Genomic DNA, 19,523 nt, shown 5'->3' with positions numbered 1-19,523 from the left:
CGCGCTCCTAGAAGATACCGAGGGCCGTCGAGCCCAGCCGGACTATGGGTTGTTCTTCACCCGCGTCGCAGTCGTGCAGCGATGCGGCGGGGTAGACGGTGGTGAGCGATTCGAGGATTTCGATCAGCTGTCGCGCCGTGTCGCTGACCTGCGCGGGATCAGGACCCGGCGCGGCCTTCGCGTCGAGCCAGGCGTGGTAGGCGGCGTCGAGGTCGATCATCTGCCGCTGGCCGATCCAGCAGATTTTCACCTGCACGTGGGCCGGCGCCTCCTCGCGCATGGTGCGTTCCAGCAGCGCGCGGAAGTTCAGGTTGCGGAAGCGCTCCGGCCAGTACGGCAGCACCACCGAGACGCGGAACGAGTACGGGTCCTGCTCGCCGCAGAATTGGCAGTTCTCGTCCAGGCACACCTGCATCAGCTTGTCGCCCTTGGCGAAGGGCCGCAGCAGGATGTGCTCGATCAGGTGCATGCCTTCCGAGTTGCACAGGTCGGAGGCGAGGATTTCGTCGTAGCGGTCGATGATCGCCCGCGCCGCCTGGTAGGCGTCGGCCTCGGTGTCGAAGGCGGTCCGGTGGGTCAGCGGCGTCGGTCCGGAAACGATGCGCAAGGTGAAGGTGGTGGCGCCCTGGGTTTCGGCGATCTCGAAGGCGGACTCCTCGCGCAGGCCCGGATAGACAGCGGCTGCGGCGGCTAGCGCGGCGTCTGTGTCGGCGAAGGTCTCTTCGGAAGCGAACAGCAACTGGTTGCCGGCGTTGCGTATCACCACCTGGAATGCGTCGCCGACTTTCAGCGTGCGCAGCAGTTTGTCGAAGTGCCCGGCGCAGTGCAGGTCGCGCCGGGTCAGGTCGTCGATGCCGAGCAGGCGCCCGGCGCGGCGTTCCAGGCCGGAGATGTTGTCGCTGTCCCACACCCGCGCCGGGTCCTCCGGGCGGATGTTGGCGGCCTGCCCGCGCTCGCGGGACAGGCGCGGGTACTCGGCGAGGAAGTCGATCTTGTCCTCGATCAGCTGGTCCGAAGTCTTCAGGCGGTCGCCGGAGAGACGGAACGACAGCAGCGCGTAGTCGGCGAAACGCTCGGCGAAGCGCGCGATCAGGTGGTCGAGCACACGGTTGCGCCGTTCCAGGAAGCCTTCCTCGGTTTCGTTCAGGCGCACGCGGGCGATGTCGTCGGTGAGCGTCGTGTCTGTATAGAACTCGCTGTCGAAGTCGCCCAGCGAGCCGGCGATGCCGCTCAGGCGCGGGCTGAACCAGGTGCGGTCGAGGGTCTTGTCGAGGGAGTAGAGGCGGCGCAGGTTGGCGAGCTGGCCGAGGTAGTCGGCCAGCATCTGGTCGAAGAAGGTCAGGTAGCCCTTGAGCTGGCGCGCCTTGGCGATGCGAGCGGCTTCCTCGGTCGGCGAGATGCCCGCCGCGCCGATCTTGTAGGTGGCCGGGAAGTCGTGCTGCACGCTGTAGAAGGCGTCGGTGTTGCGCCAGCGGCCGAGCGGCACCGGCAGCACCTGGTCCGGCGGCACGTACAGTTCGCGGCGGTCGAGTCCGCGCAGGTAGTCGAGGGTGCGCTGGAACTCGGTGACCTGCGCGCGGTAGGGAATACCGGCCTTGTGGAAGAGCAGCTTGGAGCCTGCCATGTAGAACACCGGCTGGTGGTCGGCGGGCACCGCCAGCGTCCACTTCACCGCGTTGCCGACGGGCTGGCCGTCGCTGCCGTAGACGCGCAGCTGCAGGTTGCTGATCGCCTCGACGCCATCGATATCCACCACCAGATTGATGATGTCGGAAGCCTGCACCTTGCGCCGCTGCTCGCTGTTGGCAAGGTCCTCGTCGGTGATGAAGCCGGGCTTGGTGAACACCGGCTGGCCGTTGCAGGTGAAGGCGAAATCGACGAAGGGGCCGTTGAATATCTCGTCGGGCTGGCGGCCTTCGCGGAGCATTTCTTCGAGGGTGCGATAGCGCACCGGCGCCGACAGGTATTTCTCGATGGCGTGGAACACCCGCGCCTGCACCTGCTCCAGATCGGCATCCGGGCGCACCTCGATATCGGCGCAGATGCCGATGCGGTAGGGGATCACCGTGGCGATGGAGAGGAAGTCCTCGCACAGCCCGCGATTGGCATGCAGCACGCAGCGCACGGCATCGAGGGACTGGGCGCGGCGCTGCTGTTTGAGCCAGAACAACGGCAGCAGATCGTCATCGGCGGCGGTCGCCAGCAGCACATTGCGGATCGCCTGGGCGGTGATGTTCAGCGCCGGGCGGTCCGGGCGCGGCCGGTCCTCGATCACACGGATGCTGCAGGGCTGCAGGGTGAGCGCCTGGCCGCCGTCGAGGGTCAGGTTGAGGGTGGCGTTGAAGCCGCCCGGAGTCGAGGACACGCTCAGCGAGTCGAGGCTGATGAGGTCTTTGGAGAAGTCGATATTGCCGGCGAGAAACGCCGGGTCGGCGCAGTCGAAGGCCAGCACCGCGCCCTTCAGCGGCCCGCGACGGACCTGGTAGAGCAGCGCCGACTCGTTCATCGAGCCGAGCAGGTCGTCGATCTCCAGTTCCACCCGCACCTTGTACAGGCCGGAGAGTTTCAGCGGATGGTTGGCCTGGTTCGCCGCGTTCTTCGCCTCGTAGCTCAGCGCGTCGGCCAGGCAGTCGGCATACAGCGGCACTTCCGAAAGTCGATAGTTGGCCGGCTCGGCCGGATTCTGCATCGGGTCGAGCCAGGCGTTGCGCAGCCCTTCGATGCGCAGCAGCAGGCGGCGGTAGTCGAAGATCGTGCGCGGCGCGGTGGTCAGCACCTCGTGGGCCGGGGCGAGGCCGGAGAGGCTGGCCGGGTCCATCCTGCCGTCCGGCCCGGTCATCAGGTCGACGGTGGCGAAGCGCGTGCGGTAGGTCAGGTCGGTCAGCGCGTAGCAGAGGATTTCCAGCGTGGTGATGCCGGGGTCGTGCAGGTTGTGGTCGGTCCACAGCAGGCCGGACAGGCGCTGGATATGCCCCAGCCCCTCGGCGCGCAGGTGGCTGTAGTCGAACGCCGGAGCCAGTTGCGGCTGGCGCGGGATGGAGGCTTCAGGCATTGCCGGGCACCTCGCTGATGTTGTGGCGGGCGGCGGATACCAGGATCGAGCGCGCCGTGGTGGCCTCGATCAGCTCCACGTCCACCGGCGTCCAGCCGCCGGCGGGGGCGGCGATGTCGACCTTGTGGTAGAGACGGAAGTCGGTGACGAAGTCCACCTGCGGCAGTTCCTCGACGAAGTCGATGATGGTGGATTTCCACAGCCGGCCGCCGAAGGTGATGTCGCCGCCGCCGGGGCGCGACCAGGGTGTGAGGAAGCCGATCAGCGCCTTGTTCAGCTCGTCGATGTAGAAGGCGATGTCGCCGATCCCGGGCATGAACTTCACCTTGAAATCCACCTGCACCTCCTCGAATTTCGGGTTCTGCACCTCCAGCCGCACGAAGGGCGAGATGCGCCGGCGCAGGAAGGCATCGACCGCCGTGAGGGTCGCCTGGTCGGTGTACGGGCGCAGCGGGTCGCGGGCGTTCTGGCCGTGGGTCCAGGGCACGGTGACCACGGTCACGGCGCCGGGCATCAGTTCGTTGTCGGGGACTATCGAGTTCTGCGCGTTGCGCTCCAGTTCGGTGGTGCCCAGGCATTTGACCCGGTACAGGCGCGGGAAGGCTTCCAGCACCAGCGCCTCGTAGTCCCACAGGGTCACGGCGCGGTCCTTGTGCCGCAGCCGCTCGCTGACGCGGGTGGCGAAGGCGCGATTGCCTTCCCGCGGGCGGCCGTCGAAGGAGCTGTAGGGCTGGGTGATCTTCTTGATCGCCAGTTCCGGCGCGGCCAGCTTGGAGATGCTCCCGGCCTGCAGCGGGGTGGCGAGGAAGGCCGGGTCGTTGCCGTTGTCGACGAAGCTGGCGCGGGCGGCCTGGGCGTCCACCGAGAGCAGGCGGTTGAGCGCATCGGCGTCGTGGCTGGCGGCGATGCGTATCCAGTGCAGGCCGGCGGGCAGCACGCGGTGATCGCGGTCCGCCGCTTCCGGCAGGTTCAGCCCGAGCACGCCGGAGCTGCTGAAGTTGCGCGTCTTGTCGTCGATGTCCTGCTCGTCCAGCGCCAGCCAGGCGTCGCCGTCGAGGTAGTGGAACTGCAGTGGCGGCGCCTGCTTCAGCGGATCGCCGGAGCCGTCCGCCACCTGCACCAGCAGGGTCAGGCGGGCGGGGGCGGCGAAGTCCTGCACGCCGATCAGCAGCGCGCCTTCGAATGGCAGGCTGGGGAACAGACGGCCGTCGCTGCTGCCATCGGAAAGCCCGAAGGGATGCAGCAGGGTGAAGTCTTCCACCGGGTCGCGGGTGGTCGCGTAGGCCGCTTCGAGGCGGGTGATCAGCGGGTTGTACGGCTCGCGTGGAAGGCTCTGGGTGGTGACGTTGACCGACGTGCTCGCCACGTACGCGGCACCGCCGGACAGGCCGATCAGCGCCCGGGTGTTCTCGCGGACGAAGGCGCTATGGCCGAAGTCCGCAGGCAGGCGCAGGCGCACGAAGCCGTTCAGCGAGGTGGCGGTGAGCGGCTGGTTCTCTAGCGTCTGTTCGGTGAGGCCGTCGATCAGGTCGGCGCTCTTCATGGCGATCTCGACGCCGGTCTCGCCAAGGCCGATATCGGTGTTGTTGGTCGCCTTGCGTCCCCGCCCGAAACGCCGCGAGGTCTTGCTGACGCTGCCTGGCACGGCGATCCACTTGCCGCCGCTGAGCACCGCCTCGCCGGGGTTGTAGCTGTCCGCCGAACGGTTCCAGAAGTAGCCGGTGGTGCTGTAGCTGGTCGCCCAGTCGAGGCTCAGCGCCCAGTCGTCGATGGACTTGGAGAAGATTTCCGCCGAACCGACGATCCACTGCGCACCGGCCAGCGGTTGCGCGCCGAACGGGGGAAACGGCTTGGCTACATCGACCACGCCGCCACCGGCGATCACCATCAGGTTCTTCAGGCCGGAAGCCTCGGTGGCGAGGGTCAGGCGGCTGGCGCGAGTGTCGCGCAGCACGGCGAAGGCGCGGGCGCTGGAGGATGCGGCGAAGTCGAAGGTGATTTCCGCCACCGGCACGCCCGGCGGGTAGTCGGTGCCGTGCAGCTTGGCGTCGAGCGGGACGATGGGCGGATCGTCGGGGTCGAGGTCGAGGGTGATCTCCAGGATATGCAGGCCCTTGCTGCTGGTCTTCCTGTCGGCGAAGGCGTTGGGTTTCTTCTTCCGCGCATTGCTTTCGGCAGTCTTGGACTGCGCCTTGCTGGGTGGCCGCGCTGCCTCTTCCTCGGCCGGCTCGCTGAAGCTGTTGTCCAGCACCGTGGATATCTGCGCCGTGCCGCTCAGTTCGAACCAGCCCTTTTCCCCGGTCAGCCGCACGACCCAGCGCGGGCTGATGGCGGTGCTCGCCAGCGGGTTCTTCAGTTCGGCACGGATGCTGATGCTGCGGGTGCCTTCGCGGAGGAACAGCTTGCGGTCGGCGACGGCGAAACCGATGCGCGCGGCCGGGCTGACTGTCGGGCCGAAGGGCGGCCAGCTCGGTTCGTCCCTGGCCAGCTCCACTTCGCCGAGGCCATCTCGCGAGCGCACCGCCAGCGCGGCCAGCGGCAGGCGGGTCGGTGCCGATGACGTGCCGCCGGCCAGCACCTGCAGGCCACGCAGTTCGGCGACGCTGGCGCGGTTGACGACGATATCGTTGTCCAGCGCGTAGGACACCGGATTGCCCAGCGCATCCTTGCCGGCGCGGAACAGCGTACCGGCACGCAGCAGGTGCGCTTCCACGCCCTTCGCCAGTTCGAACAGCAGGTGCACCCGGTCCGGCTGTGCGGCGCGGTTGTCCAGGCGCAGCACCTCGCGGAAGTAGAAGTCCAGGTGCCGCTCGGTGAAGCGGTTCATCTCGCCACGGGCGTGCTGGAACAGCTTGAGGAAGGCCAGCCACAGGCCGTAGTTCGGCGCGTGTCCGGCGAAGCTCGCCAGCGATTCCTGCAGATGCGCGACGGCGTCGCGGCGGATGCGTTCCAGCGCCTGGTAGACGTGCTCCACCGCCGTGCTCAGCAGGTTGTAGCTGAGGGCGTCGTAGATCTGCTCGTAGCGCTGGTTCGACTGGCCGATGGCATCGACGTAGGGCGACGGATCGGCGGCGGTGGCGGCGTAAAGCGAGGCCCAGCCGGCCGCATCGACTTTCGCCAGGATCGCTTTCGGCACCGGCGCCACGGAGAACTCCGGCTGGCCGGCGATGGCGGCGGCGATGGTGGCGGACAGGCGCAGGCGCGTGTCGCCCCCCGCGCCGTCGATGTTGTAGTCGGCCGGCAGCAGCGGATCGTCGGCGAACACCTCGTTGCCGGCGCCGAGGCTGGCGTCGAAGGCGCCCTTGTACCAGCCGATCAGTCCGCCCAGCGGCTCGGCCAGGTCGCGGGCGGCGAGTTCGACCAGGGTGGCGCTGAACGGATGGTCGGCGGGCAGGCGGGCGTGATGCCCGGCGGCGATCTGCAGCAGCACCAGCGGCAGGTGGAAAGCGAGGCGCATGTGCGCGGCGAGCTGCGCGGGATCGCGTGCGGGGTCGGCCTTCAGCCAGTTCTCCAGGTCGAGCTGGGTGCCGCGGAAGGCGTCCACCGGCAGCTTGGCCAGCGCGGCGAGGCTGGCGGTGACGTCGCTTTCGAAGAACGCGGTCCAGTCGCCGGCTTTCGCATTGCCTGCGTCGTAGTACTGGATGTGCCGGGCGAAGCGCTGGCCGAACAGGATCAGGTCGGCGAGGTCGCGCTCGTCGGGGAGGAAGTGGTCGGTGGCGAGTTCGGCGCGGATGCGGCCGTCCTGGGTCGTGCCGGAGCGGACCAGGGGATTCCTTTTCGCGCAGGGCTCGGTCACGGTCTCAAGCCTCGTTCAGGTAGTAGGGGTAGACGAAGTTGAAGCGCGAGTTGGAGCCGCGCACCTTGTAGCCGATGGCGATGAGCAGGCGGCCGGCGAGCTGGTCCGGCTCGACGGTGATCTGGTCGGCGTCGATGCGCGCCTCGTGGTAGATGATCGCGGTGCGGATCAGGTTCTCCAGGTAGGAGATGCGCGAGGCGTTCATCACCTCGAACACCGAGCTGTCCAGCGCGCAGCCGAACAGCGGGTTCATGATCCGTTCGCCGAGGGCGGTGCTGAAGATGATCCGCAGGCTTTCCTCGATATCGCGGATGCCAGTGCTCATGGTCACGCTGGCGGCCTTCTTGTCGAAGGCCGGCGGGAAGCTCCAGCCGCTGCCGATGAAGGGATCTTCGAGTGCCATGCATGGGCCTCCTAGCCGATCATCACGGTGAAGTCGCCGAGCACGATGCTGCCGCCGTGGGCGGTGCTGTCGCCCATGCGCGCCGCCGGCTTGCCGCCGATCATCACCGTGGCGGAGCCGGCGACGATGCTGTCCGGCGGGCCGGAGCAACTGGCGCTGTCGCCCACCACCGCAGCGGGCAGGCCGCCGATCAGCACGGTGGCAACGCCGGGGCCGAGCACCGGGCCGCCGACATGGGGCACCGTGCCGGTGACCATGGGGCAGACGTGCAGGTCGTTGAGTCGGGCGGCGGGTGGCATGTTCTTATCCCTCAGTTGATTTGCACCAGCGAGCCCTTGACCACAGTGCTGGCGCTGGAACTGACCTCCGCGCCGCCCGAGCCCTTGGCCTTGAAGCTGGCGTTGGCCGACAGCTCGACGTTGGTGCCTTCGATCTTCACGTCGCCGGTGGCCTTGAGCTTTATGTCACCGGGGCTTTCCATGGCGATGCCGTCGGAATTCAGCTCGATCTTGTTGCCGTTCTGGTCCTCGACGAGGATCGATTTGCCGTCCTCGGAGAGCACGATCCTGTTGCCGGCCGGGGTGTCGATGGTGGCGATCACCTTGTCGTCGTCCCAGTGGATGCGCATGCCGGCGCGGGTGACGATGGCCTTCTCGTGGTTGTCGTTGGAGCCGGTCAGCGGATTCGGCTTGGCGCTGGAATGCAGCGCGCCGAGGATCACCGGGTGGTGCGGGTCGCCGTCGAGGAAACCGACCACCACTTCGTCGTCCAGCTCCGGGCGGAACGAGGTGCTGCGTTTGTCGCCGGCATCCAGCAGCGCCTGGCGTGCCCAGACCAGCCCGTCGGTCTCGCTGATGGTGGCCAGGCGCACCTGGATGCGGTCCTCGCCGGCCGGGTCGCTTTCCAGCGCGGCGACCACACCGATCTGCAGGCCCGGCACCGGCGGGGCGATGCCACCGGCGGCGGGGGCGGCTACCGGGTAGCGTTCGGCGTGGGCCTTCGGATCGGAGCCGATCAGCACTTCGCTGACCCAGTCGCCACGGCCGAGGCGATGGCGCACGCCGGAGACGAAGCCGAGCCCGTTGAAGCGGCTGCCGAAGCCGCCGAGGTCGATCAGCACGCCGGGCAGCAGATCGGCATTGCCCTGCACGCGCACGCGGCCGCGTATCGCCGCCCGCCGCGCGCGGCCCATGCCGGCGGCGGCCCACTGGTCGAGCATGGCCTGGTCCAGCGCGCCGGGGTGGCGCAGCGCCGAGCCCACGCCGCCGGTACTGGCCAGGTCGCTGCCGGGGATGTCGCCGGGGCCGGGGGTGGTCACGTCGTCGGACTGGCTGGTGACGAGTTCCTGGTTGGCCATGTCCCAGGCGCCGGTCTCGACGGCGGTGAACTGGGTTTCCGCGTCCAGCTCCAGTTCGGCGGAGAACAGCCCCTGGCCGAACACTGCCGAGACGGCCGCCGCACCGGCGACGGCGGGCGGGGCGACGCTGACCTTGCCGTCGACGCAGATCACCGCGAAGCCGGCCATCTCCGCGCGCATCACCAGGAAGTCCCAGTCGCTGGCCTGGTGCTGCACCACCTGCGGATGCTTGAGGCTGGTCGAGGTGACGTCGGCGGTCAGTCCCGCGTTCAGGCCGATGACCTGTTCCATCACCTCGGAATCGGTGAGGTCGCTGAAATTCCGCGAGCGGCGGCCGAGGGTCATGCGGAACACCGGGTCGCGCAGTTCCACGGTCAGCCGCGAGCCGCCGCGCTGGCCCACCTCGATGCGCTGGCGGACGACGATGCCCTTGAACAGCGTGCTCTCTTCGGAGGAATAGCCGCCGAGGATTTCCACCTCGACACCGGGGATCAGCGTGGATTCCTCGGAGCGGGCGAAGGTCTGCTTCGCCGCGTCACCGTCCAGCAGCACGACGGTCGCCTTCGGCACGCGGTTCACTTCGCGGCGGATCTCGACCGAAACGATCTCGTACTCCGCTCCCAGCGCGGTGCCGCCGGCCTTCACCGTGAAGGTGGTGAGGCTGGTCGCGCGGGTGTCGAACTCGGGCAGTCCGGGCATCGCGTCACCTCACCGGCGGCAGGTACAGCGCGCTGCCCGGGGCGAGCCGGCGCACGGTGTCGAGCTGGTTGGCTTCGGCGACGCTCATGTAGTGCGCCGGGTCCTTGTAGATGTCGTAGACCAGCTTGGACAGGTGCTCGCCCTCGCGTACCTGGTGGGCGTGCTCGATGTCCGGCGAGGCGAGGTTCTTCAGCAGTTCGCCGAAACCCTTCGGCGTGTGCTCGCGGAAGGTCACCGACATGCTCGCGCGCAGCGGCAGGCCGGCGGGGGAGAACAGCTTGTAGGCGACCGAGTAGCTTTCCAGCACCGTGGTCACCAGCAGCCGGCCCCACACCAGCATGAGGAAGCGCGGCCGGTGCACGTTGCCGGCGAAGCCGACGGTGAGCTTGAACAGCTCGATCTGCGCCACCACCGACAGCCCGGTGGATGGCGCCACCGCATCCAGCGCGCCGGCCGGCGGCGGGGCGGCGGAGACGCCGGTGCCGTCGAGCAGCAGCTCGAAGCTGTACTTCTTCGGATTGACCCGCTCGAACTTCGCCTCGGAACCGGCCGACCCCTGCGGCGGCTCGTCGGGGCCGTACTTGAATTCGGTGGTGTCGGTGTAGGTCTCGGGGTTGAACTGCACGATGAAGGGCGGCCCGGCCGGCGGGCCCATGGCGCCCTCGGAGTCCTCGAAGGGGATGATGGTCAGCTTGAGCAGCGCGCCGTCCATGCTTCAGCGCTCCCCGATCCGGTCGAGTTCGCGTTCCAGGTAGTCGATCACCGCCTGGGTCACTTCGGCCACCAGCGCCTCGCGATCCACCGGCGTTCCTGTTGCCTGGGCAGGCTGTTGCCCGGAAGCCGGCAACGGCTGGTCGACGGTGCTGCGAATTACCACCTCGTTGATGAACACTGGCATCGCTCTTTCCTTAGTCGACGCGGAAGTACTGGTAAGCCAGCTCCAGTGTCTCCACGACGATCTCCGAGGACTCGGCGCTGAAGTCCGAGATCACCCACTTCTTCGGCCAGGCGCCGACCACCGTGTAGGTCTGCAGCGGCGCATGGGTCTCGTCGAGCAGCGTCACCCACACCGTCACCGGCTGCACCACCAGGTTGTGCACCGCGTCCAGCACCCACTTGCGCAGCCCGGAATCCACCAGCAGGCCGCGCTTGAGGACCAGGTCGGGATAGCGTCCGCGCACCGGCAGCTTGTGCGAGAAGCGGTTCTCGCCGCCCTCGTTGTAGGCGAACTCCTCCAGCTCCATGGTCAGCCCGGAAACGTCGCGGAAGCGCACGTCGCGCTCCGTCGCCCCGGGCACGTCGAAGCGGGCGTTGAAGTGGAAGCCGACCGGTGGCAGGTAGACGCTCATGGCGCCGCTACTCGTTCTGGATGGTCAGGCCGTCGTGGGCCAGTTCGATGGACTCGATGGCGATCTCGTTGCCGTCGGCCTTGAGGTCGGTGGAACCGATCTTGGTCGGCCAGGCGTTCTTGATCTTCCACACCATCACCGGTTCGTGCGCCTCGTTGAGCAGGCTGACGATCACGTCGCGGCGCTCCACGGTGTTCAGCGACACGGTGTTCCACCAGTTGAAGTAGTCGTTGTCCGACTTGAACACGCCACGCTTCATGGTGACGTTGGGGTACTTCTGCATGCCGGGAATCTTCAGCTTGGAAAATTCCCGCAGGGCGCCGTCGCGGTACTCGATGACTTCGGTCTCCACGTCCAGCCCGGAGATTTCGGTGAAGCCGATGCGCGCGCCACCCCACTGGACCTGGAAGTGGAACTTGGGAAGCGGATAGTCGCTCATGATTCATGGGTCTCCGGTCAGGCTTCGGGCATCTTCTGCATGAAGCGCAGGACGATGAACTCGGCGGGGCGGACGATGGCCAGGTGCACCTCGACGATCATCAAACCGTTGAGGATGTCGTCGGCGCTCATGGTCTGGCCGAGGCCGACCACGACGCGGAACGCCTGCTCCGGCTTGGCGCCCATCAGCGCGCCGTCGCGCCACTGGTTGATCAGGAAGTTCTCGATCATGGTCCGCGTCTTGACCCAGGTGTTGGCGTCGTTGGGCTCGAAGACGAACACGCCGACCGCCTTGCGCACCGATTCCTCGACGAAGTTGGCGAAGCGCCGCACGTTGATGTAGCGCCACTCGTTGTCGTTGCCCGCCAGCGTGCGGCCGCCCCAGACCAGCGTGCCCTTGCCGAAGAAGGCGCGGATCACGTTCACCGACTTGCCGGTGGTGGCGTCGATGTTCAGGCCGTCCTGCAGGTCGTTGGTGGCGTTCACTGCCGGGCCGAGCACCAGGCTCAGGCCGACGTTGGCCGGTGCCTTCCACACGCCGCGGGTGCGGTCGACCTGCGCATACACGCCGGCGATGGCGCCGGACGGTGGCAGGGTCACGTAGGCCTCGCCGATGAAGGCCTGGATCGCCGAGTAGACGGCGGTTTCCTTGCCCTTGATGTCGAGGGTGGCGTCGTTGAGCTTCTTGCCGGCGGCGTCGGCCACCGGGGCAGTGGTTTCGCTGCCGTCATCGGCCACCGTGACCGTGTTGAACGCGGTGAGGGTGACGTTGGCGTCGGCGCTGGCGAACGGCACGTTGGTGTTCACGTAGGGGAAGTAGGCGGCGCCGTACTTGAGGAACTCCACGGTGTTCTTGGTCACCTTGGCGCGGAAGTTGGTGGTCACCTTGGCGTTGTCGTCGGTGCCGCCGGCAATGGCGTTGCGCACGTCGGCGATGGTGAAGCGGTCCTGGGTCTTGTTGCAGCTGGTCAGCGCGGCATCCACCACGCTGCCGTAGTCGCCGTCGTTGGCCAGCTTCACTGCGTCGGGGAACACCAGCAGGGTCGGCTCGTCCACCGCTTCCAGCGCGGTGATGGCGTCGGTGAAGGCGGTCTTGCTGGCGTTGCCGTAGGCGCCCACCGAGTAGATGTAGCAGGGCCCGCCGCCGTTGGCGAAGTACAGCTGCATGGCGTAGTGGAGGAACTGCGTGGGCACCGCCGGCTTGGCGGTCCAGCTCACCGCCACGCCGAGCAGGCGGCCGCCTGCGGTGACGCGCTTGTTCACGCTGATCGCCATGTCCTGCACCGGCGGCTTGCCGAAGAAGGCTTCGTATTCCAGCAGGGAGGTGAGGCGGACGGCGGTTTTGGTCAGGTCTTCGCCCTGCTTGCCGACAGCTTTCTCGGTGTAGCCGATGAAGGCGGGAATCGCCGTGGCGACCGGCGCCACCGAGGGCGGAAAGACGGGGATTTCCTCGACGTAGACACCAGGGGTGCTGTAGCTGGGCATGATGTGTCCCTTTGTTCGAGCGGTGGAAGGGAACTGCGGGGTGGCAGGGGCTCAGTGTCGTCGTCGGCCTGATGCCGGCAGCGGAGCGGGGGAGGCGGGGCGGTTCATTCGATCACCTGGTTGAGCACGATGGTGGTGACCTCCGGCGCGTCCTCGATCTCGTCGAGCTGCACCTTGACCATCCGCACCTTGTAGACGACCGAGGGGAAATAGGCGTCGCCGAGCACGCCCCAGAGGTTGTTCAGTTCCTCGAAGTTCATGTTGACCATCTCGAACACCAGCTTTTCCAGCTTCGTCGGAAAGGCGATGGCGCCCGGCCCGGACTGGGTCGCGGCGGAGAACCAGCGCCTGGACTGGAACAGCTCGATGGTCTTGGCGAGGTGGGTGAGGCTGGCGTTGTAATCGTTGAACTTGAAGGCGAACAGCAGGTAGAGGTTGATGAATACCGGCGGCTCGATGTAGCGGGACTTGCCCAGGCGCTTTTCCACGTGCGGCGAGTTGCGCAGCGCCGGCTCTTCCTGGACGTTGATCAGCGAGATATAGGCGCCGAGGGCACTGGATTCGTCGACCAGCTTGCGCGCCGAGTTGGCGATGACTTCCGCGTCGGCCACGCCGAGATGGCGGCGCACCTCCTTGCGAATGAACTCGACTGCGGTTGCGATCATGGGCATTCCCTCGCTCCGTCGCGGTCGGAGCAAAGCGTCAACAAACCAGATCCGTCAATGAATTGTCACGCCGTACAGCCTGGTTTCTTGGTATAGGACCGGGACCTCTTCCCGTCAATTTGCGGAAAGTGCCGAAACCCGGCTAGGACGGGGCTTTGCGGCCAATTGCCACTATGCTTGAGGTCCGGTTTCAGTGCACTTGGGGTCGACTGCGCCGCTTGTCGGAGAGGTTCTTCGAAGCGGTATTCGCCGCTGCCTGACGCCGAGTTATGGAAAAGCGAATTCCCCCGGGCAGCCGTTCTTCAACAAGATTGCCGGCATTTGCCCTGTCGCCGGGCGGCGGCCCGAACCACCCGATTCTGGTAATTCCCTGCCGGGCCTCCACCATCGACAATAAGACTGCCCTTCGCATGCCAGGAAATCCCGGAACAATGAAAATCGACATCGAACAGCTGAAGCTGCTGACCGAACAGCGGGGAACCCACATCCGCCTGCTCAACGACCTGAATTTCCGCTATTGCCCGCCGGCGGACGGCGAAGGCCCCGGCCATATCGCCCTGAAGGTCGAACCCCGTCATGTGAACGGACTGAACAACACCCATGGCGGCGTGGTCATGACCCTGCTCGACGTGGCCATGGCGATGAGTGCCTCCCATGTGGACGAGCAGCAGCGCGGCGTCGTGACCATCGAGATGAAGAGCAACTTCCTGCGTCCCGGCGGCGAACTCGGGGAGGTGATCGAGGCCATCGGCTTCACCCGCCGCAATACGCGCTCCATCGCTTTCTGCGAGGCGGAACTGCGCAATTCCCGTGGCGAGGTGCTGGCTACCGCTTCGGGAACCTTCAAGTACCTCAACAGGCCCATTCCTGCCACGGATGCCTGAGAGGATGTTTCCCTCTCCCGCAACGGGAGAGGGTGAACCCATCGCGCCAACCGGCGAGCCCTCTCCAGCCCGGCAGCGCCGGATTCCTCATAGCGCATCCCTTGCACTGTCCATTCGGATGGCAGGCATTTTCGTTCGTTCGACCGACGCGGACATCTCCGGGCGCCGATTAGCATCGGGCACAACCCTCAATGCATGGCGGCAGTGGAGTTCATCGCTGCCCGTCGCGCTTCGACCGGATGCCTTTCCATGCCCGTGGTGCTCGATCCCGACGATTTCGACCTCAGCCGCTGGATTCGCTCCGGCGATACCGTGATCTGGGGACAGGCGAATGCCGAACCCCTGCCGCTCACCCAGGCCCTGATGGCGCAGCGTGCCCGCATCGGACGCTTCCGGGTGTTCCTCGGCATCGCCAATCATCCGACCTGCACGCCCGAACACGCCGATCATGTGGATTTCATCGCCTATATCGGCACCGGCGCCAATCGCGAGCTGGACAAGGCCGGCCTGCTGGAAGTGCTGCCCTGCCACTATTCGCATCTGCCGCAGCTGATCCGCAGCGGCAGGCTGCGCATCGACGTGGTGCTGCTGCAGGTCGCGCCGGCCAATGCCGAAGGCCGCTACAGCCTGAGCATGGCCTGCGAATACCTGCTGCCGGCGCTGGACAGCGCCCGCGTGGTGATCGCCGAGGTCAACCGCCAGGCGCCCTGGACCTATGGCGAGCGCACCCTGGGTGTGGAGAGTTTCGACGCCATCCTGGAAACCGACCGGCCGCCGCTGGAAAGCCCGGCCAGCCAATTGCGCCCGCTCGACCGGCAGATCGGCGCGCACATCGCCGGGCTGGTCGAGGACGGCTCCACCGTGCAGATCGGCGTTGGCGCCATACCCGATGCCGCGCTCGCCGCGCTGGGCAGCCATCGCGACCTGGGTGTCCACTCCGGGGTGATCAGCGATGGCGTGATGGAGCTGATGCGCAGTGGCGTGGTCAACAACAGCCGCAAGGGCATCGACCGTGGGCTGTCCGTCGGCGGCGTGCTGATCGGCAGCCGCGCGCTGAACGACTTCGTCCACCAGAACCCGGCGATCCTGATGCGCTCCAGCGAGTACACCCATGCCGGCGATGTGCTGGCCGGCATCGAGCGCTTCGTCTCGATCAACTCGGCAATCGAGGTCGACCTGACCGGCCAGGTCAACTCCGAGGTCGTGGGTGGAACCTACGTCGGCGCCGTGGGCGGCGCGCTCGACTTCACCAAGGGCGCGCAGCGCTCACATGGCGGCGTGCCGATCATCGCCTTGCCATCCACCGCCGGCAGCAACAGCCGCATCGTGACGCGAATGAGCGGCCCGGTGACCATCCCGCGCAGCGAAGCCGGGATCATCGTCACCGAATTCGGCGCGGCGGACCTGCGCGGCCTGACCCTGCGCGAACGGGCGCGGAAGATGCTGGAAATCGCCCATCCGAATCACCGTGCGCGGCTGGAAGCGGAGTTCTTCGCCCGGGTGTAGCGCCGCACGATGGGTATCGCTGCGAAGCGATACCCATCGACCAGATGGCAGGAAGCGATGATGGGTATCGCAGGCTCAACCCATCCTACGGGCGGCGGCGTCCGTGGATGCATTCCCTGTAGGAGCAACTGTCTTATTCCCCTCACCCTAACCCTCTCCCAAGGGGAGAGGGGACTGTTCGGAGTTGCCGGTTGGCACGGCATTCTTCCCGACGCCAATATGCCCCCTCTCCCTCCGGGAGAGGGTTGGGGTGAGGGAACCGGCAACGCGAGAGCATCTCCGCAGGATGGGTTTAGCGCAGCGATACCCATGCCGACCGGGCTCTAATGAAAATCCCGGCTCCTTCGAGCCGCGTCCCGCCTGATTGCCTTTCCAGTTCGCACTGGAAGCGCTTTGAAATTCCTGAGTTATTTCCGATTTCAACTTGGAGGCGGCGTTTGCGTGCCGGAATACGGAAGCCCCCATGTTTTTAAGGGAAATCTTAAATACTTATGGCGAGTGTGGGATATAACATCCGAGTCAAGTTGTTCCCATACAATTATCTGAACTGAATTCGACGGAAATGAAGAGATTCAGAGTTGCGTTGGCCGATGATCATCCGCTCATTCTGGTAGCAGTGAAAGGACTCATCGAAGAAGACAGTAAGTATCAGGTAGTTGGGGAGGCGCGCAGCTCCGGGGAGCTTGTAGAACTGCTGCGGCGTGAGCGAGTCGACGTGGTTGTCACCGACTTCAACATGCCGGGAGATATGGTCTACGGAGATGGAATAAAGTTTATCGATTATTTGGTGAGGAATTTCCCGGATATAAGGATTCTCGTCCTCACCATGATATCCAACAGGGCGATTCTGGATGCTCTCTACAGGCTTGGGGTGGGGGGCGTCATTTGCAAATCCGCTACCTCGCGCCAGTTGCTGGCGGCCCTGAATGCCATGGTGCATGGGCGGGGCCGCATCTTTCCCGCTCCCGCCGCCGGTGGTTCGAAGTGGGGAACGAGGGGCCGCCTGGCCGAGCTTTCGGTCAAGGAGCACGAGGTCGTCCGGCTCTTCGTCTCCGGCATGCGAGGGCATGAGATCGCGCGCCTGCTGAATCGCAGCGACAAGACGATCAGTGCCCAGAAGGCCGCTGCGAAACGCCGCCTGGGCGTGGGCTCGGACCAGGAGCTCTTGAGCTACCTGAGGGAGTGGCACTTCCTGGATTGATGTCGTGGCCCGCATTCGGGTGCCTGGAGCGGGCGCCCGGGCCCTTCGTCGTTTTCGATGTATTGCCGTGAATTGTGGTGGTTGGCCTTGAAGAAATTCATATGGACGTTCTAGTTGGGGGGGATATGACTGAAGTCGAATTGATCGCCAAGATCGGTGGGCAGGTAGTGGATGCTTCGGCTGCGGGACAGCTGCAGTTGACGCATCCAAGTGTGGTCAAGATCGCGACTTCTCTTGAAGGTGTGAAGTCCATTTCGAAGAACGGGGATGACCTGGTGGTTCGCTTCGCGTCGGGCGAGGTCAAGACCATCGAGGGCTTCTTCCTGGTGACCGATGGCGTCGGCAACGACCTGGTCATCGAGACGCCGGAAGGTCAACTGCTGGTGGCGGAGCATGCCGATCCCTGGGCCGGCGTCGAACTGGTGGAACTCGGCTCGATCGACGAGCTGCTGATCGAGCAGCAGGGCGACCAGCCCTTGCCGTTCTGGCTGCTGCCGGCCATGGGCGTTGCGGCCTTCGGCATGGCCACCGTGTTCGACAACCAGAACGGCCACAGCAACAGCACCAGGGCGGCGCCCGTGGGGCCTTCGCCCGATGCGCCCGAAGTGCATTTCAACAACCTCCAGGGACTGACCGGCATGGCCCAGCCCGGTGTCGAGATCGTCCTGACTCGGCCCGACGGCACTACGGTCACCACCACCGCCGACGAGAACGGCTGGTGGCACTTCGTGCCGAATCCGCTCGGTCACGGCGAGACCGGTACGGTGGCTGCCGTCAACGAGAACGGCAGCAGCGAGCCGGTCAGCACCGGTCCGGCCGACCTGATTCCGCCGGTGCCGCCGGTGGTCGAGCAGAATGACGCCGATGGTCTGGCCGGCACCGCCGAGCCGGGCGGCGAGCTCGTCCTGAAGCTGCCCGACGGCAGCACCCAGACCACCACCGTCGACGAGAACGGCAACTGGGTATTCCCCGTGAACCCGCTGCAGCCCGGCGAGGAGGGCATGGTCAGCGTCACCGATCCGGCCGGCAACCACAGCGAGGAGGTGCCCACCGGCACGCTGAGCGACGAACTCCCCGAGCTGGACAAGCCCATCATCGAGCGGGTCGTGGACGACTTCGGCTCGGTCCTGAGCGATGCCCTCGAAGCGGGGCAGAGCACCGACGACCGCACACCGACCGTTGTCGGCACTGCCCAGGCGGGCTTGTTGGTGACCCTGCTGGTCAACGGCGAAGCCGTGGGCAGCGCGACTGCGGATGACCAGGGGCGCTGGGAGATCACCGTCGCCGACCTGGGCCAGGATGGCCTGAAGACCATCACTGCACGGGTGAGCGACGGGCAGAGCAGCGCCCTGAGCGATCCGCTGGAAGTGCACCTGGATACCACGGCGCCGGATGTGCCCGCCATCGAGCGGCTGTGGGACGCCGCCGGCCCCGTGCACGGCGAGATCCAGATCGGCGGCATCGGCGACGATAACCGGCCTGCGCTGCATGGTCGCGTCGGAGCGGGAGATGCGGTGCGGGTGAAGCTCTACGACAAGGGCGTGCTGATCGGCTCGGCCGAGGTCGGCACCGATGGCAGCTGGTCGTTCCAGCCATCCATGCCGCTGATTTCCGGTCTGCGCGAATTCCAGGTTTCCGCGGTGGATGCGGTGGGCAACGAAAGCGCGCCGAGCCAGGTGTGGGGCTATGTGATCAACCTGCCGGGATCGTCCGAACCGGCGATCATCAACGTTTATGACGACGTTGGCGCGCAGCAGGGCTATCTGGAGAAGGAGGATGTGACCGACGACCCGACGCCGCGGCTGTTCGGTGGCGGCCGTGCGGGCGATACCCTGTATCTCTACGTGAAGCTTTCGCCCGACGAGCCGGGCATGGGCACGCTGGTCGGGACGACCACGGTCAACGCGCTTGGCAAGTGGACGCTCACCACCTCCGACCTGGGCGAGGTCGGCGGCGATGGGCACAAGTACCTGTACGCGGCATCTGTCGGCGTGTCGGGCATGGAAGGCATACCCTCGGGGTTCTTCGAGGTGATCCTCGATACCGCTACGCGCATGGCGGTTGGCCCGCAGGCCGAGCAGTCGCAGCCGGAGCCCGATGTGGACAGCCTTGTCCAGCGCCTGCTCGCGGAGCATGCCGATGACGGCTTCGGCCGGGCCGATATCGACCTGGCATTCGGTGAACTGCCTGGCGGCCATCGCGAGTCCGCTCCGGTGTCGGGGGATGCCATGGGCGGTGCGAATGCGGACAGCCGCTTCGTCGTTGAACAACTCTCCCTGCCGGATGCCAGGATCGACCTGCTGACCCTGTTGCAGAGCCAGCAACTGGTCGCCTGACCCGGGTTGTGCCCCCGTTTCCGGCATGGATGCTGGAAAGCGGGGATTTCAAAGGCGCGATTATCGAATCGCGCCTTTTTTATTTGTTGAATTCTGCAATTAAGGCCGGTCGGGATATTTGCCGCTCTGCACATCGCTCCGGACTTTTGGAAAACTCTTATTGAGTCCGGACTTATTGGCCGCTGTTTCGATTTGTCGCATTTGTCGGGCTGACTTTTAGGATGTCCCTTAATTACTTTGGCAAATCCACTTTCTAATATTCTGGCGGGAATTTCGGTGTCACTCCAGATAATCGCTTTATTTCGTCTCGGGCGCTGTCTGCACACGTCGTAGTTCGTATTTCCCTGACTGA

General features: G+C 66.0%; 15 protein-coding genes. 4 read left to right on the top strand and 11 right to left on the bottom strand.

Annotated features, from left to right (window positions below):
• Window positions 1-7: 7 nt before the first annotated feature.
• From JFY56_RS05935 to JFY56_RS05885, 11 genes are all read right to left on the bottom strand, one after another.
• Window positions 8-3,052 (bottom strand): hypothetical protein, encoded by a 3,045-nt coding sequence (locus JFY56_RS05935; protein ID WP_208312609.1) that lies wholly within the window; start codon window positions 3,050-3,052, stop codon window positions 8-10.
• Window positions 3,045-6,848 carry a baseplate J/gp47 family protein gene (locus tag JFY56_RS05930; RefSeq protein ID WP_208312608.1) on the bottom strand — a complete coding sequence of 1,268 codons (3,804 nt, stop codon included), beginning with the start codon at window positions 6,846-6,848 and terminating at the stop codon, window positions 3,045-3,047. Before JFY56_RS05930 ends, JFY56_RS05935 begins: the two co-directional genes overlap by 8 nt.
• 4 nt (window positions 6,849-6,852) lie before the next feature.
• Window positions 6,853-7,251 (bottom strand): GPW/gp25 family protein, encoded by a 399-nt coding sequence (locus JFY56_RS05925; protein WP_208312607.1) that lies wholly within the window; start codon window positions 7,249-7,251, stop codon window positions 6,853-6,855.
• A gap of 11 nt (window positions 7,252-7,262) precedes the next feature.
• Window positions 7,263-7,550: a PAAR domain-containing protein gene (locus tag JFY56_RS05920; RefSeq protein WP_208312606.1), complete on the bottom strand. Its 288-nt coding sequence runs from the start codon at window positions 7,548-7,550 to the stop codon at window positions 7,263-7,265.
• Between the two features lie 11 nt (window positions 7,551-7,561).
• A complete protein-coding gene (gene vgrG / locus JFY56_RS05915) occupies window positions 7,562-9,307 on the bottom strand; it encodes a type VI secretion system tip protein VgrG (protein ID WP_208312605.1) in 1,746 nt (581 codons plus the stop codon).
• 4 nt (window positions 9,308-9,311) lie between these two features.
• Window positions 9,312-10,019 carry a CIS tube protein gene (locus tag JFY56_RS05910; protein WP_208312604.1) on the bottom strand — a complete coding sequence of 236 codons (708 nt, stop codon included), beginning with the start codon at window positions 10,017-10,019 and terminating at the stop codon, window positions 9,312-9,314.
• Between the two features lie 3 nt (window positions 10,020-10,022).
• Window positions 10,023-10,205 (bottom strand): DUF5908 family protein, encoded by a 183-nt coding sequence (locus tag JFY56_RS05905; protein WP_208312603.1) that lies wholly within the window; start codon window positions 10,203-10,205, stop codon window positions 10,023-10,025.
• Between the two features lie 10 nt (window positions 10,206-10,215).
• Window positions 10,216-10,656 carry a phage tail protein gene (locus JFY56_RS05900; RefSeq protein ID WP_043252300.1) on the bottom strand — a complete coding sequence of 147 codons (441 nt, stop codon included), beginning with the start codon at window positions 10,654-10,656 and terminating at the stop codon, window positions 10,216-10,218.
• A gap of 7 nt (window positions 10,657-10,663) precedes the next feature.
• On the bottom strand, window positions 10,664-11,095 hold the full coding sequence (locus JFY56_RS05895) for a phage tail protein (protein WP_208312602.1): 432 nt from the start codon (window positions 11,093-11,095) through the stop codon (window positions 10,664-10,666).
• Window positions 11,096-11,112: 17 nt separating this feature from the next.
• On the bottom strand, window positions 11,113-12,579 hold the full coding sequence (locus JFY56_RS05890) for a phage tail sheath family protein (RefSeq protein ID WP_208312601.1): 1,467 nt from the start codon (window positions 12,577-12,579) through the stop codon (window positions 11,113-11,115).
• A 104-nt stretch (window positions 12,580-12,683) separates the two neighbouring features.
• Window positions 12,684-13,250 (bottom strand): DUF4255 domain-containing protein, encoded by a 567-nt coding sequence (locus JFY56_RS05885; protein WP_208312600.1) that lies wholly within the window; start codon window positions 13,248-13,250, stop codon window positions 12,684-12,686.
• A gap of 425 nt (window positions 13,251-13,675) precedes the next feature.
• Between JFY56_RS05885 and JFY56_RS05880 the strand changes: the two genes are divergently transcribed.
• From JFY56_RS05880 to JFY56_RS05865, 4 genes are all read left to right on the top strand, one after another.
• Entirely contained in the window at window positions 13,676-14,128 is a 453-nt protein-coding gene (locus tag JFY56_RS05880; protein ID WP_208312599.1) for a PaaI family thioesterase, read from the top strand.
• A gap of 249 nt (window positions 14,129-14,377) precedes the next feature.
• On the top strand, window positions 14,378-15,634 hold the full coding sequence (locus tag JFY56_RS05875; protein ID WP_208312598.1) for an acetyl-CoA hydrolase/transferase family protein: 1,257 nt from the start codon (window positions 14,378-14,380) through the stop codon (window positions 15,632-15,634).
• A 562-nt stretch (window positions 15,635-16,196) separates the two neighbouring features.
• Window positions 16,197-16,835 carry a response regulator gene (locus JFY56_RS05870; protein ID WP_208312597.1) on the top strand — a complete coding sequence of 213 codons (639 nt, stop codon included), beginning with the start codon at window positions 16,197-16,199 and terminating at the stop codon, window positions 16,833-16,835.
• 125 nt (window positions 16,836-16,960) lie between these two features.
• Window positions 16,961-19,171: an Ig-like domain-containing protein gene (locus tag JFY56_RS05865; RefSeq protein WP_208312596.1), complete on the top strand. Its 2,211-nt coding sequence runs from the start codon at window positions 16,961-16,963 to the stop codon at window positions 19,169-19,171.
• Window positions 19,172-19,523: the final 352 nt, after the last annotated feature.

This window comes from Pseudomonas schmalbachii (genome assembly GCF_017589465.1).
GTDB classification, from domain to species: Bacteria; Pseudomonadota; Gammaproteobacteria; order Pseudomonadales; family Pseudomonadaceae; genus Pseudomonas; species Pseudomonas schmalbachii.
Note: the sequence above shows the minus strand (reverse complement) of the source record. Positions and strands in the feature narration are given on the sequence as shown.

Coding starts and splice junctions, on each gene's coding strand:
- JFY56_RS05935 (WP_208312609.1), bottom strand. CDS start 3,052: ATGCCTGAAGCCTCCATCCCGCGCCAGCCGCAACTGGCTCCGGCGTTC.
- JFY56_RS05925 (WP_208312607.1), bottom strand. CDS start 7,251: ATGGCACTCGAAGATCCCTTCATCGGCAGCGGCTGGAGCTTCCCGCCG.
- JFY56_RS05920 (WP_208312606.1), bottom strand. CDS start 7,550: ATGCCACCCGCCGCCCGACTCAACGACCTGCACGTCTGCCCCATGGTC.
- vgrG (WP_208312605.1), bottom strand. CDS start 9,307: ATGCCCGGACTGCCCGAGTTCGACACCCGCGCGACCAGCCTCACCACC.
- JFY56_RS05910 (WP_208312604.1), bottom strand. CDS start 10,019: ATGGACGGCGCGCTGCTCAAGCTGACCATCATCCCCTTCGAGGACTCC.
- JFY56_RS05905 (WP_208312603.1), bottom strand. CDS start 10,205: ATGCCAGTGTTCATCAACGAGGTGGTAATTCGCAGCACCGTCGACCAG.
- JFY56_RS05900 (WP_043252300.1), bottom strand. CDS start 10,656: ATGAGCGTCTACCTGCCACCGGTCGGCTTCCACTTCAACGCCCGCTTC.
- JFY56_RS05895 (WP_208312602.1), bottom strand. CDS start 11,095: ATGAGCGACTATCCGCTTCCCAAGTTCCACTTCCAGGTCCAGTGGGGT.
- JFY56_RS05890 (WP_208312601.1), bottom strand. CDS start 12,579: ATGCCCAGCTACAGCACCCCTGGTGTCTACGTCGAGGAAATCCCCGTC.
- JFY56_RS05885 (WP_208312600.1), bottom strand. CDS start 13,250: ATGCCCATGATCGCAACCGCAGTCGAGTTCATTCGCAAGGAGGTGCGC.
- JFY56_RS05880 (WP_208312599.1), top strand. CDS start 13,676: ATGAAAATCGACATCGAACAGCTGAAGCTGCTGACCGAACAGCGGGGA.
- JFY56_RS05875 (WP_208312598.1), top strand. CDS start 14,378: ATGCCCGTGGTGCTCGATCCCGACGATTTCGACCTCAGCCGCTGGATT.
- JFY56_RS05870 (WP_208312597.1), top strand. CDS start 16,197: ATGAAGAGATTCAGAGTTGCGTTGGCCGATGATCATCCGCTCATTCTG.
- JFY56_RS05865 (WP_208312596.1), top strand. CDS start 16,961: ATGACTGAAGTCGAATTGATCGCCAAGATCGGTGGGCAGGTAGTGGAT.